Origin of the sequence: Nocardiopsis salina YIM 90010, assembly GCF_000341025.1 — a bacterium.
GTDB lineage: Bacteria > Actinomycetota > Actinomycetes > Streptosporangiales > Streptosporangiaceae > Nocardiopsis > Nocardiopsis salina.
The window spans coordinates 1-14,765 of record NZ_ANBF01000028.1; the positions used below are offsets into that span (position 1 = coordinate 1).

The window sequence follows — 14,765 nt, forward strand, 5'->3', positions numbered from 1 at the left end:
ACGACACCGCTACGAACACGGTGATCGACCACAAGTGCGTCGGTGAGACCGCCATGCGCAAGCACCGCAACGAGGGCATCCGCGAGCAGTACCGCGTTCAGGCCAATCTCTACGGCTTGGGCTTCGAACGCGCGGGCTACACCCCGCAGACCGTCGCCCTCGCGTTCTACCCCCGCGGCGGGATGCTCGGCGGCCTGTGGGTGTGGACCGACGTCTACGACCGACAACTCGCCCTGGACGCCCTCGCCCGTCTGGAGTCCGTGCGTGACGCCGTGATCGCCCTCGACCCCGAGTCCCGCCCCGCCATGTGGGAGCACCTCCCCGCCCAGCCCTCCAGCGCGTGCAGGTTCTGCCCGTTCTGGAAACCCGGATCCACCGACCTCGCCGTCGGCTGCCCCGGAAACACCACCACCCACCAGGCCAAGACGGCCGCATAGGAAACAGGAGAAACACCATGAGCTTCACCTTCACCCAGCCTTCCAACAACGCGGGCGGCTTCTTCAGGCCCGCCGAGCACGACGGCCACCTGGTCCTCATCACTCAGGTGCACAAGATCGAAGACCGCTACGACCAGTTCAAGAAGCATGAGGTGCCCGCCGCTACGTGCGACCTGGTCGACCTCGACGACTCCGCCCAGCTTCGCGAGGGCGTCCTGATCACCCACACCGGGATCGTGAACCGCCTCTCGCCCGGGGCGCACATGGTCCTCGGGCGCATCGGCAAAGCCCTGACGAAGAACGGGTTCGAGGCGTGGGTGCTCGCCGAGTTCGACCCCAACTCCGACCCCGCGCGTGCTCAGGCGTGGCTCGACAAGCAGAACAGCGGCGCCCCCGCCGCCCAGCCGGAGCAGACGCCCGCCTCGCAGGCTGCGCCCGCTCCGGCTCCGCAGCAGCAGGCGCCCGCGGCGCAGGGGATGGCCGATCCCTCGGACCCCGCCGTCCAGGCGCTGCTCCAGTCCCTTCAGCAGAAGTAAGAAGTGCTCTCCTGAGAACACTTCCGCCTTGAGGAGATGCCAAACAGCTCTTCTCTGATCTGGCCAACCGGTCCTGTCGAGAGAAATATGGGAACCGGCGCACTCAAAGGGCCATTGAACCCCCAGATCATTAAGGAAATCGGAAATCTTCTTCCGGCTTCAGCTCCATGGAAATAGGAAATCGGAAAGTTCTTTCCTTCACTTCTGATGGCCCTTGATTGATTGTGAAGGGGACTCCAGCCCGCCCGGATCCAGCCGGCGCCCCGGGAGCAACGCCCGGGGCGGGCGCCACACCAGCCGCACGACGACGAGGGGGAGACATGCAGGGAACCGCCGAGGGGCAACGCCTACGCGACGCCGGGATGAACGCCGCCGTCGAGACCGCCGGTGCGGACGTGGCCGCGATCGACCTCCTCATCGCACGCGCCGCCGCCACCGGTGAGGTGTTCTCCGCGAACGACATCCGCGCCCACCTGCCCGAGGGGATCAAGACGGCAGCGATCGGAGCCCGGTTTGCCCACGCCCGACGCCGAGGCGTCATTGAAGCGACCGGCTACATCACCTCGACGGACCCCGGCACCCACGCACACCCCGTCCGCACTTGGCGCGGCGTCCGATGAGCGCCACCACCCCCACCGGCCCCAACCAGCACCACCCGGACAGGACACCGACACCTGTGACTCACACGCTCGACGCCGCCCTCGCCCTCCACCACGCGGGCCTGTGCGTCATCCCCGCCGCGGCTGACGGCACCAAGGCGCCCGGCACCGGCCGGTGGCGCGACTACATGACCACGCGCCCCACCGAGGAACAGGTCCGGCAGTGGTTCGCCAACAGCCACCCCGGTGTCGGTGTCGTCGGCGGGACCGTGTCCGGCGGGCTCGTGTGCCTGGACGTCGAGGGCCGCGCCGTCTCTGAGGGTGTGTTCGCGCGGTACGTCGAGCTCGCCGACAACAGTGGCCTCGGCGAGGTGCTCCGCGAGGTCATGGGTGGTTACACCGAAGCCACCGCATCCGGAGGGCTCCACCTCCTCTGGAGGATTGCCGACGGTCAGGGCGTGGAGAACCTGAAGTTGGCCCGGCGCCCCTCCACCGACGAGGAGCTCGCCGAGAAGCCCGGCCAGAAGATCCAGGTGCTCATCGAGACCAAGAGTGAGGGCGGGTTCCTCGTCGTCGCCCCCAGCTCCGGCCCCGTCCACCCCAACGGGCACCCGTGGACCCTCCACGCCGGCGGGGCCGACACCATCGCCACCCTCGACCGCGAAGTGAGCGACGCCCTCCTCGACCTCGCCCGCATGTGCGACACCATGCCCGCCCCCGAGGCACCCGCGTTAGCCCAACCCGTCCCCGCGCCCCGCCACGACGACGGCAGCCTCAGCCCCGGCGACGACTGCGAGAACCGCACCGACTGGACAGACATCCTCGCCCCCCACGGGTGGACCGAGCTGTTCCGCTCGGGCAACACCCGCTATTGGCGGCGGCCCGGCAAGCGGATGGGCATCTCGGCGACGACCGGGCACGCCGACGACCGTGACCGCCTGTACGTGTTCACCACCTCGACCGAATTCGAGTCCGAGACGCCCATCACCAAGTTCGCCGCCTACACGCAGCTCGAACACGCCAACGACTACAAGGCCGCCGCCCGTGCCCTGCGCGATGCCGGATACGGGCGCCCTGCCCCCGAACCCGTCCGTCACCTGGCCGCCGTCCCGACCCAGTTCGCCCAGCCCGGCACCACCCCGGCCACCGACGGCACCGCCGCGCTCGCCATCGACGAACCCACACCCGTCACCCAACTCGACACCTACAGCCGCACCGACGACGGCAACGCACTGCGCCTGGTCGACGAGCACGCCCGCGAGATCCGCTACGTCCCCGAGCGCGGAAAGTGGCTCACATGGGACGGCCACCGGTGGGCGTGGGACGACCGCGGCCACGTCCCAGAGAAGGCGCGTGCCATCGCCCGCGCGCTCCCCGACGAGGCCAAGGAAGACGCCGCCCACAAGGCCCGGTCACTGGCCGCGCGCAACCTCGGCGCCATGGTCCAACTCGCCCGCACCGACCCGCGCATCGTCGCCCCCGCCGCCGACCTCGACGCAGCACCCCACCTGCTCAACACCACCGGCGGCGTCGCCGACCTGCGCACCGGCGAACTGTCCGACCCCGACCCCACCCAGCTCCACACCCGCTCGGCCACCACCGCACCCGACCCCGACGTGGGCACCCCGCGATGGGAGTCCTTCCTCGCCGACACCTTCGGCGACGACACCGAAATCACCGGGTACGTCCAACGCCTCGCCGGATACTCAGCATCCGCTGACGTCGGCACGCACGTCCTCCCGTTCCTGCACGGCGGTGGTTCCAACGGCAAGTCGGTGTTCCTCGAAGTACTCGGTGCGCTGCTCGGCGACTACGCCACCACCGCACCCCACGACTTCCTCATGCACACCCGCTCCTCACACGAGACCGAACTCGCGCGCCTGCAAGGCATGCGCCTGGTCATCTGCTCCGAGGTCAACCAGGAAGACCGGTTCGACGAAGCGAAGATGAAGATGCTCACCGGCGGCGACACCATCACCGCCCGGTATATGCGCCAAGACCACTTCACCTTCCAGCCCACCCACCACCTGTGGCTCATGGGCAACCACCAGCCCGAGGTCAAGAGTGGTGGTACGAGCTTCTGGCGACGCCTGCGGCTCATCCCCTTCACCCGCACCGTCCCGACCGAGCGGCGCGTGGAGAACCTCGCCCGCATCCTCGTCGAGGAGGAAGGCCCTGGCATCCTCGCGTGGATCATCGAGGGCGCCCGCCAGTACTTCACCGACGGTCTCGCCGACCCCGACGCAGTCAAGGCCGCTACCGAGAAGTACGCCTCCGAAGAGGACCACGTCGGCCGGTTCCTCGAAGAGTGCTGCCACACCGGCGGCGGTAGCCACATCAAGCAGGAAGCCAAGAAGCTCCGTGCGGCCTACGAATCCTGGTGCATAGGAGAGGGGGTCAAGCCCCTGACCGCACAGGCCCTCGGCCGGGAACTCACTGGGCGCGGCCACGCCCGCAAGGCGTCCAACGGCAGGAAGTTCTACGAGGGCCTGGCGCTCATCGACGACGGTACCGAGGACGACGGCCGGGCCGGGTTCTGATGCGCACTGACGAAGGGGTACTGACAGCCGAGGGGGTACTGGCGAAGGGGTACTGCCCCGCCCTCCCGTGCCCTCTCGGCGCCTTCGCAGTACCCCCTAGGACCCCTGCGAGTACCCCCAAGTACCCCTTGGCAGTACCCCTTTTCACAGGCGTTGTCGCTGGCCAATCCAAGGCAGTACCCCCTAGTACCCCCTTTTGCATGGTTCCACCTTCACGCGCGCACGCACATGCGCACGATCAGGTCAATGCACAAACGCCCGTAGGGGGTACTGAGGGGTACTCCCGACCTCCAGGAGCCCCGATGCGCGCCGCCACCATCCACGCCCGGCTCGACACCTGCCCCCGATGCGGCGCGGCGATCATCGTCGCCCTCGACCACCACACCGCCGCACTCACCGTCCGCGCCGACCCCCTCCCTCTCGACGCCGAGACCGAACTCCACGCGCGCCTGTCCGGACGCCTCACCTACAACGTCCTCGGCCGCGACGACCTACAGCTCCACCTCCGCGACACCGAACACATGGCCTCACGCGGGCACCCCGTCGTTGCCACCCACGAGTGCCCCGGCCCTATCCCCGCCACCGCCATACCGTCCGCACCCGTGCCGGCCGCGAACCCGGCCGAACCCGACCTCTTCACCCACATCGACGACGACGTCCCCGACGGCTTCCCGTTCTGACAGGAGACCCCCGCATGAGTGACCTGCCGACCGGCGTCGCCTACTACACCGCCCGAGAACTCGCCGACCACCTCCGGGTCTCCACCATGACCATCCACCGCGCCATCGACGCCGGCGAACTCCCCGCCCTGCGCCTCGGCGCCGCCGTGCGAATCCCCGTCACGGACGCCCACAACTGGATCCTCACCCGCCTCACCACGACGGAGACGACCCGATGAGCCACCAGACCCCGGAGCACGAGGCCCTCGCCGAGGTACTGCACCTGATCGCCCACTGGGTGAGCCAGACCGAGCGCGGGCTCGCTGACACCGGCGGCCTCGTGTGGCGGCTCCATCAAGCCGGATATCCACTGCCCGCCGAGGAGGACGACAAATGAGCGTCACCCTCGTCACCACACCCCACGGCCGCCTGTACCGCCTCCGGTGCGACCAGTGCGGCGCCACCCACACCCCGAAGCTCGCGACCCGAACCGCCTCGGATGCCCGACACCTCGCACGCGCCGACGGGTGGCGTGCCTCCTCCTCCAAGAAGCGCCGCCCGACCCATGCGCAGCTCTGCCCGATGTGTCGGCCGCACTGCTGACACGAACCACCAGCACGACCACAACGGGGGAACCATGAAGACCGAGCACCGCCACTACCCGTGCGACCTGTGCGGCCGCCCGTCCGGCGACGACGCCCCCGCCTGCACCTCATGTGCCCACCAGGCCGCCACCGCCCTCACCGAGATCGCCGACTGGCTCGCCGACGACCTCATCACCGCTGTGGCCAAACAGACGGCCCTCGGCGCGGCCGGCGGCGGGGGTAAGCCCACTAAGAAGGCCGAGCAGCCTCTACCCCTCGATCTCCGAGCGTCCGAGGCTCTCGCCGTTCTGCGGAACACCCTCGCCGGATGGGCGCGCGTCCTCGCCGACGACGGCGCCACCACGCACCCTCGCGCGGCCACCGTCCGGTCCATGGCCGAGTGGCTCCCCCCCCCCCCCCCCNGCGCACCCGCTCCTACGGCGCCGAGGTGGTCGACGAGATCCTCGCCGCCCACCACCAGGCCGTGCGCGCTGTCGACCGCCCTCACCGGTGGGTGCCACTGCCCACCCCATGCCAGTCCGTCACCCTCTACGGGGACACCCCTGCCCCGTGCGGCGGGCAGCTCCACGCCATCATCGCCCCCGGCCACCGGGCCGACGGCGAGATCCGATGCAGCCTCGACAAGGCCCACACCACCAACGTGCAACACCTGGTCGACAAAAGGCGGGGGCCGCGCTTGCCCGACTTGACAGACCGGCCTAAGTTGAGTGCTTAGATAGGACTTCTGCACTCAGGCCCCGGAGCACACGCTCAGGGCCTTTGTCGTGCCCGTCGTGAGGGCCACCAGACGACCCCAGCGGGGCCCTCATGCGGTCTTCACTTGGTTATGACTGGTGATACCTGGCGTGATCTACTTGATGTGCGGGCTCCCGGGTCGGATGTCAGCCCATACCGGGAGCCCTCTCGGGGGCCTAGCGATTTAGCTGGGTCCCCTTCTCTACTTTCTCAGTCGCAACAATTCGACCGCCAATCGCGTGAAAGCCTCGAGGATGCGCCAGATTTGCGGGTCACCCAAGGGGTCTTCGGGGTAGGGCATATTGTTTCCTTGAATTGTGCGGCCGGATACTCCGACGGTGGCGCCGCTGACCGCCGACGGGCCCTCTCGTCGGTCTGTGCGCCCCGTAGCGACAATAGCGCAGGTGAGAGGGTGGTATTAATCGTACACCTGACATAACGAGGGCTTGAGGCAGCGCGAGACGAATGAAACGAAACCACTAGCCTCCCCCCGCATCCCCTGACGGTGTTGGTCATGGTATGACCAGGGCGAACACGTTAGCAAAATCAATGAATCGAAATCCTTGGGTTCAGGCTCATCATTAGTTTTCACTATCGAAATCCCCCGATTCGAAGTTTTCAATATTGAAAACCCCATCCGACGATGTCCAGTCTCATCCGTCCGCCTCTCAAGCGCTCGCCCGTCAATGGCATGGCCCCCACAGAGGTTGTGCAGTCCGTCGAACAGACTGGGGCGGCGGCACCCGTATGGCCGAGGCCGACTTACCGCGGGGGCACGCCGAGGTGAACCTCTGCGACTGACCGCCTGGGTGACGCGACACGGGGCCCACTCCCGTGACCCACCCCAGCCGCGAGGCACCCCTATGGAGGTGACCCCCATGTCCCCCAAAGCCCTCCAGGTGTGTCCGACCCCAGGCTGTCCCACCCTCACCCCACAGGGGCGGTGCGAGGACTGTAAGAGCTCAGCGCTCCGACGCCGCCGCACAGACACTGCCAAGGGCTACGACACCAGGTGGTACCGCACACGTGCTGCGTACTTGCGTGAACATCCGCTGTGCGAGTGCGAGGAGCACAGCGCTCAGCCGTGGATCATCAGGCCACGAGCGACAGAGGTTCATCACGTCGACGGACTCGGTCCGCTCGGACCGCGCGGCTTCGACTGGTCGAACTTGCAAGCGTTGACCAAGCGCTGCCACAGCCGCACCACCGCCCTCGAACAGCCAGCCGGGTGGAACGACAGAGAGTGAGCCGACCCGGGGGATGACCCCCTTCCGAAGATCGCCAAAAGGTCGCCGGGGAGGGCGCGAAAAAGTCAGGCAACTTCAGAGGGTCACCATCGCCACGCAACGTGACGGTGCTCTGTGCTGCGCAACGCAGCTCGACAGGAGGAAGTACCCATGCCCCGAGGAGGAGCACGCGCGACATCCGGCCCCGCGCCGGATCCGAACGCGCTACGCCGTGCCCGCAAGTCCGATGCCGCCGGATGGCGGACTCTCCCGGCTGAGGGGCGCACCGCTCCGACGCCCGAGTTCCCGTTGGAGGATGTCCAACCGCGCGAATGGGACCTATGGCGGGAGCTGTGGACTCGCCCGCAGGCGATCATGTGGGAGGAGAACGGGCTCGCGTTCGAGGTCGCCCTGTTCGCCCGCACACTCGCCCGCGCCGAGGGGCACAAGCCGCGCACCGAGGACGCCAAGCTTGCCCGGCAATACCTGGAGTCGCTGGGACTGACAGCGCCGGGCATGGCGCGGCTGCGGTGGAAGATCGCGCCGACCAACGAGGACGACAGCCCGACGCCGACGTCGTCACCGAAGGCTTCGCCGCGGCGCCGTTCTGCTCGGGACCGACTGAAGGTCGTGCCGCATGACAGCGGCACCTGAAGACGGGTTCGTGGTCGACTTCCCGACCCTGTGGGTCGTGGTGGATTGGATCGAGGCTCACTGCCCGGTGCCGGACGGGTTCCGGGCGGGTGAGGACCTGGAGATGTACCCGTGGCAGACGTGGTGCACGGTCAACCACTACCGCATCCGCCCCGGTGCTGAGCTGGGACAGCTCGCGCGGGCGTTCACCTACCGGCGTTCACAGGTGGTGGCGCCACAGAAGACCGGCAAGGGGCCGTGGTCGGCAACGTTGATCCTCGCCGAGGCCGTCGGGCCAACCGTGTTCGCCGGGTGGGCGCACGGCGGTGAGGTGTACCGGTGCGCGGACCACGGGTGCGAGTGCGGCTGGTGGTACCCGTATGAGCCCGGCGAACCGATGGGGCGCCCGTGGGCGTCCCCGCTGATCCAGCTGACGGCCACAGCCGAAGACCAGACCGACAACGTGTACCGGCCCCTGCGCTCCATGATCCGGCTCGGGCCCCTCGCCGAAGTCCTGCCGAAGGCCGGTGAGGAGTTCATCCGGATTGGTGACGAGGGCCGTATCGACGTGGTCACCTCCTCGGCGACATCTCGGTTGGGGCAGCCGGTGACGTTCGTCCTCCAGGACGAGACCGGCATTTGGACGCCCACGAACAAGATGACCCGGACGGCCGACACACAAAGGCGCGGTCTGGCCGGCATGGGTGGCCGGGCGATCGAGACCACGAACGCGTGGGACCCCAGCGAGGACAGCGTCGCTCAGCGCACGTCGCAGTCGAAGCGGCCGGACATTTTCAAGTATCACCCGCAGGCCCCGAAGGGCTTGTCCTACGCGGATAAGCGCCAACGCCGGAAAATCCACCGACACGTGTACGCCGGGTCCTCACACGTCGACCTCGACGCGATCGAGGCCGAGGCCGCCGAGATCCTCGAACGCGACCCCGCCCAGGCAGAGCGCTTCTTCGGTAACCGGATTGTGAGCGGCACTGGGTCGTGGCTGGACTCGGAGGCGTGGGCCGCTCGGGTCGATGCCCGCGAGGTTCCCCGCGGCACCCGGATCGTCCTCGGGTTCGACGGCTCTGACATCGATGACCACACGGCCCTGAGGGCGGAAACCCTCGACGGGTTCCAGTTCACCCCGACCTACGGCCCTGACCAGGCGCCCACCATCTGGAACCCCGCTGACTTCGGTGGACAGGTCCCTCGCCTGGAGGTCGACGCCGCCCTCGATGAACTCATGCGGCGGTTCGACGTGGTGCGCCTGTACGCCGACCCGCCGTACTGGGAGACCGAGGTCGACGAGTGGGTGGATCGGTACGGGGAGCGGAGGGTCATCCGGTGGCACACCCGCCGGGTCGTGCAGATGCACGCCGCTGCCGAGCGCCTGCGCACCGACGTCCTGAAGCAGGACACGACGTTCACCCACGACGGGTGCGAGCTCACCGCCGACCACATCGCTAACGCGAGGACGGCCGCGCGCCCGGGTGACCGGTACGTGCTCCGTAAGGCCAGCGAACACCAGAAGATCGACGCCTGTGTGACCAGCATCCTCGCCCATGAGGCAGCCATGGACACCATCGCCGCCGGCGGGGCCCGCAAGAAGAAGAACTACATCTACACGGCGTCGACAACCCGGGCGACCACCAGGAGGTGAGGCATGACCGACCAGACCGGCGAGGACCTCCTGTCGCTCATGGACGAGGAGACCAAGCACGCGCTGTTCACCATGCAGCGCCTCGCCTCCGAGCTCCGGCTCCGCCAGCCTGCCATCCAGCGGCGCATGAACTACGTGCGCGGACGCCACCCGTTGGCCTACGCCTCGGAGGAGTTCGCCCGCTACATGGGTGACCGGTTCACCGGGTTCGCTGACAACTGGTGTTTGCCGATCGTGCAGACCCCGGCCGAGCGCCTGGACGTGCAGGGCATCCGCCTCGACGCCGAGGATCTTCGCCCGGACGCGGAGATGTCTCGGGTGTGGCGGGTCAACAACTGCGAACGCGCCTCCTCCGAGGCGTTCGTGGTGGGGCTCGCCGCCTCCCGCGCGTTCGCTCTGGTGTGGGGCGACGAGGAGGACCCCGACACCCCAGTGATTACGTGGGAGCGCGCCGAACAGGCCATCGTGTCCTACCGTCCCGACACCGGTAAGCCCGTTGCCGGGCTCAAGCTCTGGAGTGACGAGGACGCTGGGTTCGAGTACGCGACCCTGTACACCCGCGACCGCGTGTGGAAGTGGCAGAGGCGGGGCGTCACCCTGGCCGTGCGCCACGACCCGCGCCCCGCCGTGGACCCGACAGGCGGATGGGAACCCCGCCAACCTGCCGAGGATGACGTGTGGCCCCTCGCCAACCCGATGGGCATGGTGCCGCTGGTGGAACTGCGGAACCAGACGCTCCTCGACGACGCCCCCATGTCGGACATCGACGGTGTCATCGCGATGCAGGACGCCGTGAATTTGATCTGGGCGTATCTGTTCAACGCGCTCGACTACGCGTCGCTGCCGCAGCGTGTGGTGACCGGGGCTGAGGTTCCCAGCATCCCGATCCTGAACGCACAGGGCGACGTCGTCGGCGAGAAGCCCGTCGACCTCGACCAGCTCGTGAAGGACCGCATCCTGTGGATTCCGGGTGATGACGCATCGGCAACTGAGTGGTCCGCCGCCCGGCTGGATGTGTTCTCGTCGGTGATCGAGCGGGCCATCGAGCACATCGCCGCCCAGACGAGGACGCCGCCGCACTACCTGATCGGCAAGGTCGCCAACCTGAGCGCCGAGGCGCTGACGGCAGCCGAGACCGGACTCGTCAGCAAGACGCGTGAGCGGGTCACCTACTTCACGCCGGGCATCCGCCGCATCTTCTCTCTGGTGGCCGCCGCGCAGGGCAACCCCGAGCGCGCCAAGTCGGCCCTCAGCGGGCGCGTGGCGTGGGGTGATGTGCAGTTCCGCAGCCTCGCCCAGAAGGTCGACGCGCTCCAGAAGATGCACCAGATGGGCTTTCCGTTCGAGTGGGTCGCCGAGCAGTACGGCATGGAACCGCACGAAGTGCAGCGGGTCATGGGCATGCGTGAGCGTGAGATGGCCATGGACCCTGTAGGCGCTCTGGCTGACCGGATCGAAAGCACCCAACCGCCCTCACCACCGCAGCCGCCGGCACCGTCGGCACCCGCCGTCGAGGGTGAGGAGTGACCGCCCAGCTCACCCGTGACCATCAGCGCCGCCAGGAGGAGACCGCCGACCAGGCGGAGGCCGCCCTCGGCGACCTGTGGTCGCAGGTGGACCCGAACGCGATCGGGCCCTCATGGGCTGAGCTGGTCCCCCGCGCGACGACCATCCTGGCCGCTGCCCAGCTCGCCGCCGCGCTGGGAGCCGAGGAGTACCTGTCCGAGCTCCTCGGCATGGCTGCCGCGTCCGTAGNGCTGGGCACGCTCCTCCTCCAACCCGCCATCCGCACCCTGCGCACGATCCGCCGTGGCGCGTCCCCACGGCGGTCGCTGGCGTCCGGCCGGGAGCATCTCGGCATGATCGCCACCACCCAGACCGCCGACGCCGCACGGGCCGCCGAGCAACTCGGCATGGCCGTTCGCCCCCGTGTGGTGGCCTACACCCGCGTGGTCGAGGCGGGCGCGTGCTCGCGCTGCATGATCCTCGCTGGCCGCGAATACAGCTGGTCGACCGGGTTCCTGAGGCACCCACGGTGCAAGTGCACCATGCGCCCCATGCACCCGGGCACACGCGTTCCCGGCGACAGCCCGCGGGCCCTGTTCGACGACCTCACCAAGGCCGAGCAAGACCGTCGGTTCGGCCGGGACGGCGCCGAGGCCATCCGCGCCGGCGCCGACATGTCCCAGGTCGTCAACGCCCGCCGCGGCATGTCCTCACCTTCCGCCGGGACCGAGGCCCGGTACACGACCGAGGGCACGACCCGGCGCGGCTACGCCGGTAGGCGCCTCGGGGACCTGACGGACACCTCCGGCCGGTACGCCCGGTCCACTCGGCGCCGTCTGATGCCGGACGCGATCATGCGCGATGCCGCCGACCGAGACACCGCGCTCCGCCTGCTCTATGAGCACGGCTACCTGACAGACCCGCCCGCGACGGGCGACTGATGAACACCCGCAACGGGAGATGTGATGGACACCAGCAACCACCTGCCTGTGCACCCCGCGACGGGGCTGCGTGCGCTCGCCGTCCTGCCGTCCGGCCGGATCGTATGGCCGGTCCTGGGGGGCGACGGCACAGGAGACGGTGACACCGGCCAGCCCGACGCCCCCGAAGGCGAGGGCGACGGAGAACCCGAAGGCGGTGAGCAGAACGACGACCAGGGCGAGCCCGGCGACGGCGAGGGTGAGCCCGAGGGCGCCGCACAGCTCGGCGACCCGGGAAAGAAGGCCCTGGCCGCTCAGAAGCAGAAGTGGCGGAGCGAACGCGATAAGCGCCGAGAGCTAGAGAAGCAACTCGCCGAGGCCACCAAAACCAAGGGCGATGGCGACGAGCCGACTCCGGACCAGATCCGTGCTGACGCCGAGCAGGCCGCAACGGCCAAGGCCAACCGCCGGATCGTGAAGGCCGAACTGAAGGCCGCCGCCGCGGGCAGGCTCGCCGACCCGTCCGACGTGAACGCCTTCATCGACCTCGATCAGTTCGAGGTGGACGGCGACGGCGAACTCGACGCCGACGAGATCAGCGAGGCCATCACCGACCTGCTGACCCGCAAGCCCCACCTCGCTTCCGGAGAGAAGCGCCGGTTCCAGGGCGGCGGCGACGGGGGAGCGGGGCGCGACTCCAAGCCGAGGAGCCTCGATCAGCAGATCGCCGAGGCCGAGGCCGCTGGTGACCTGGGGCGTTCCCTCCGCCTGAAGCAGGCCAAGTTGGCCGAGGCCCGCAAGAACACCAAGTAGACCCCGGCCGGGAACGACCCGTGCCGGACACGAGCATTAGGAGGAACCAGTGCCCGGAATCACCGGCATGGGTACCACGTTCAACCTGCCCAACTACGTCGGCGAACTCTTCGCCGTGTCCCCCGAGGACACCCCGTTTCTGTCCGCGATCGGCGGGCTGACCGGCGGTACCCCCGCCGAGTCCACGCACTTCACCTGGTCGGGCTACGACCTGCGGGACGCGTCGGCGACCCGGCAGCGCGTCGAGGGCGCGTCCGCTCCGGACGCAGAGGGGCGCGCCCGGTTCTCGGTGATGAACGTCGTCGAGATCCACCAGGAGACCGTCGACACCAGTTACACGAAGCAGGCCGCGGTGGGTCAGTTCGGCGCTCTCGGCGCCTCCCACCCCAACGTCGAGGGCCTGTCGGGGGCGAACGCGGTCACCGACGAGCACGGGTGGCAGATCGCCCAGGCCCTCAAGCAGGTCGCCCGTGACGTGGAGATGAGTTTCATCCGGGGCGAGTACGACGACCCTTCTTCGAACTCCGATCCGCGCCGCACGCGGGGCCTGTTGGAGGCCATCGAGTCGAACGCGGTCGACGCCGGTGGTGGTGAGCTGACCGACGAGATGGTCCTCGACCTGATGCAGGACGTGTGGGAGTCCGGCGGGATCGCCGAGACCGAGACCGCAACCCTGATGGTCGGGGCCCGACAGAAGCGCGCCCTGTCCCGCATCTTCGTCACCGAACGCAACTACCAGGAGCAGACCCGCGATGTCGGCGGAGTCAACCTCCAGACCATCGAAACCGATTTCGGTCGGTTGAACATCATGCTGAACCGGTGGATGCCCTCGGACAGCCTCTCGGTCGTCAGTCTGGAGCAGTGCGCGCCCCGTTTCCTGCCGATCCCCGGCAAGGGGTTCCTGTTCCAGGAGGAGCTCGCCAAGGTCGGCGCCTCGGACCGCACCCAGATTTACGGCGAGATCGGCCTGGAGTACGGCAACGAGTCCGCGCACGGCAAGATCACCGGCCTCGACGACGGCACGTCCTGATCTGAGAGGGGGTGACGTCGTGGAACCGCTGGCGACCGTGGAGGACCTGGAGGCGCTCGGCGTCACTGTTGAGGACGGGGAACGGGAACTCGTCGAGGGGTACTTGGCGGCGGCGTCTGCGAGCGTGCGCGCCGCCGCCGGGGTGCCGATCAGTGAGGCCACGTCCACTGTGGTGGTGGCAGGGCAGCGCGAGCCCCGCCTGTCCCTGCCCGGCCCGCCGGTTACCTCGGTCGAACAGGTCCTCCTCGACGACGCCGAGGCGACCGGCTGGCGCCTGTCCCGTCCGCGCGCGTCCCTGTACCGGGCCCTTGGGTGGGGCACGGGCGCGAGCGAAGTCGAGGTGACCTATACCCACGGCCTGCCGTCGGTGTCGGCCGACATCGTGGCGCTGGTGTGCCGGATCGCCGCGACAACCCTGATGTCCTACCGTTCCGACGAATCGGGCGGCGGTATCGGTGTGCGGCGGGTGACTCAGCTCCGCATCGGCGACTACTCCGCTTCGTTCGCCGACGACGGCACCATGACCGAACTCGAACTCCCCGCCACCACCCGGGCGCAGCTTCGGGCTCGGTTCGGTGGCGGTGCGGCGGTGGTGAGGTCCACATGATGCCGCCGATCGGGATGCACCTGAACCGCAGGCTCGACCAGTGGCGTCGCGAGGAGGTGCCGGACGGGTCCGGCGGGGTCATCACCGAGTGGGTCGAGGTCGGATCGGTCCGGGCCCGGGTGTCCCAGGCGGGGACCTCGCAGGCCGAGCGGATCGCCGCCCACCAGGCGGGCGCCGAGCTCACCAACCCGATCTACGTGCAGCCGCGCGCGGACGTGCGACGTGGCGACGAACTCCGCGGTGCCGGGGAGGCGTGGCGGGGCGT

At 68.8% G+C, this 14,765-nt stretch carries 16 protein-coding genes and 1 pseudogene; all 17 read left to right on the top strand.

What is annotated here, in order from left to right:
- Positions 1–437: pseudogene (locus tag D474_RS0102875) on the top strand (hypothetical protein); the annotation flags it as partial.
- A 17-nt stretch (positions 438–454) separates the two neighbouring features.
- Positions 455–973 (top strand): hypothetical protein, encoded by a 519-nt coding sequence (locus D474_RS0102880; protein ID WP_017612095.1) that lies wholly within the window; start codon positions 455–457, stop codon positions 971–973.
- Between the two features lie 320 nt (positions 974–1,293).
- Positions 1,294–1,593, top strand: a complete 300-nt coding sequence (locus D474_RS0102885; protein WP_017612096.1) for a hypothetical protein — start codon at positions 1,294–1,296, stop codon at positions 1,591–1,593.
- 56 nt (positions 1,594–1,649) lie between these two features.
- Positions 1,650–4,112: a phage/plasmid primase, P4 family gene (locus tag D474_RS0102890; RefSeq protein WP_017612097.1), complete on the top strand. Its 2,463-nt coding sequence runs from the start codon at positions 1,650–1,652 to the stop codon at positions 4,110–4,112.
- Between the two features lie 302 nt (positions 4,113–4,414).
- Positions 4,415–4,792, top strand: coding sequence for a hypothetical protein (locus tag D474_RS0102895; protein ID WP_017612098.1), 378 nt, complete (start codon positions 4,415–4,417; stop codon positions 4,790–4,792).
- Positions 4,793–4,806: 14 nt separating this feature from the next.
- Positions 4,807–5,010: a helix-turn-helix domain-containing protein gene (locus D474_RS0102900; RefSeq protein ID WP_017612099.1), complete on the top strand. Its 204-nt coding sequence runs from the start codon at positions 4,807–4,809 to the stop codon at positions 5,008–5,010.
- A complete protein-coding gene (locus tag D474_RS32135) occupies positions 5,007–5,168 on the top strand; it encodes a hypothetical protein (RefSeq protein ID WP_017612100.1) in 162 nt (53 codons plus the stop codon). Before D474_RS0102900 ends, D474_RS32135 begins: the two co-directional genes overlap by 4 nt.
- Positions 5,165–5,374, top strand: a complete 210-nt coding sequence (locus D474_RS0102910; RefSeq protein WP_017612101.1) for a hypothetical protein — start codon at positions 5,165–5,167, stop codon at positions 5,372–5,374. The genes D474_RS32135 and D474_RS0102910 overlap by 4 nt, the downstream gene beginning before the upstream one ends.
- Before the next feature lie 429 nt (positions 5,375–5,803).
- On the top strand, positions 5,804–6,091 hold the full coding sequence (locus tag D474_RS0102920) for a hypothetical protein (RefSeq protein WP_017612103.1): 288 nt from the start codon (positions 5,804–5,806) through the stop codon (positions 6,089–6,091).
- Positions 6,092–7,508: 1,417 nt separating this feature from the next.
- Positions 7,509–7,991, top strand: coding sequence for a phage terminase small subunit (locus D474_RS0102925; RefSeq protein WP_026118117.1), 483 nt, complete (start codon positions 7,509–7,511; stop codon positions 7,989–7,991).
- Positions 7,975–9,624, top strand: a complete 1,650-nt coding sequence (locus tag D474_RS0102930; protein ID WP_017612106.1) for a hypothetical protein — start codon at positions 7,975–7,977, stop codon at positions 9,622–9,624. Before D474_RS0102925 ends, D474_RS0102930 begins: the two co-directional genes overlap by 17 nt.
- 3 nt (positions 9,625–9,627) lie before the next feature.
- The gene (locus D474_RS27440; protein WP_017612107.1) at positions 9,628–11,151 is read left to right on the top strand and encodes a phage portal protein; all 1,524 of its coding nucleotides are present in this window, start codon (positions 9,628–9,630) and stop codon (positions 11,149–11,151) included.
- Positions 11,148–12,071, top strand: coding sequence for a VG15 protein (locus D474_RS0102940; protein ID WP_017612108.1), 924 nt, complete (start codon positions 11,148–11,150; stop codon positions 12,069–12,071). Before D474_RS27440 ends, D474_RS0102940 begins: the two co-directional genes overlap by 4 nt.
- 24 nt (positions 12,072–12,095) lie before the next feature.
- A complete protein-coding gene (locus D474_RS32140) occupies positions 12,096–12,863 on the top strand; it encodes a hypothetical protein (protein WP_017612109.1) in 768 nt (255 codons plus the stop codon).
- A gap of 49 nt (positions 12,864–12,912) precedes the next feature.
- Positions 12,913–13,893, top strand: coding sequence for an SU10 major capsid protein (locus D474_RS0102950; RefSeq protein ID WP_017612110.1), 981 nt, complete (start codon positions 12,913–12,915; stop codon positions 13,891–13,893).
- 19 nt (positions 13,894–13,912) lie between these two features.
- On the top strand, positions 13,913–14,500 hold the full coding sequence (locus D474_RS0102955) for a hypothetical protein (protein ID WP_017612111.1): 588 nt from the start codon (positions 13,913–13,915) through the stop codon (positions 14,498–14,500).
- Positions 14,497–14,765 (top strand): phage head closure protein (locus D474_RS0102960; protein ID WP_017612112.1); only part of this gene is annotated, 269 nt, incomplete at its 3' end. The genes D474_RS0102955 and D474_RS0102960, both read left to right, overlap by 4 nt.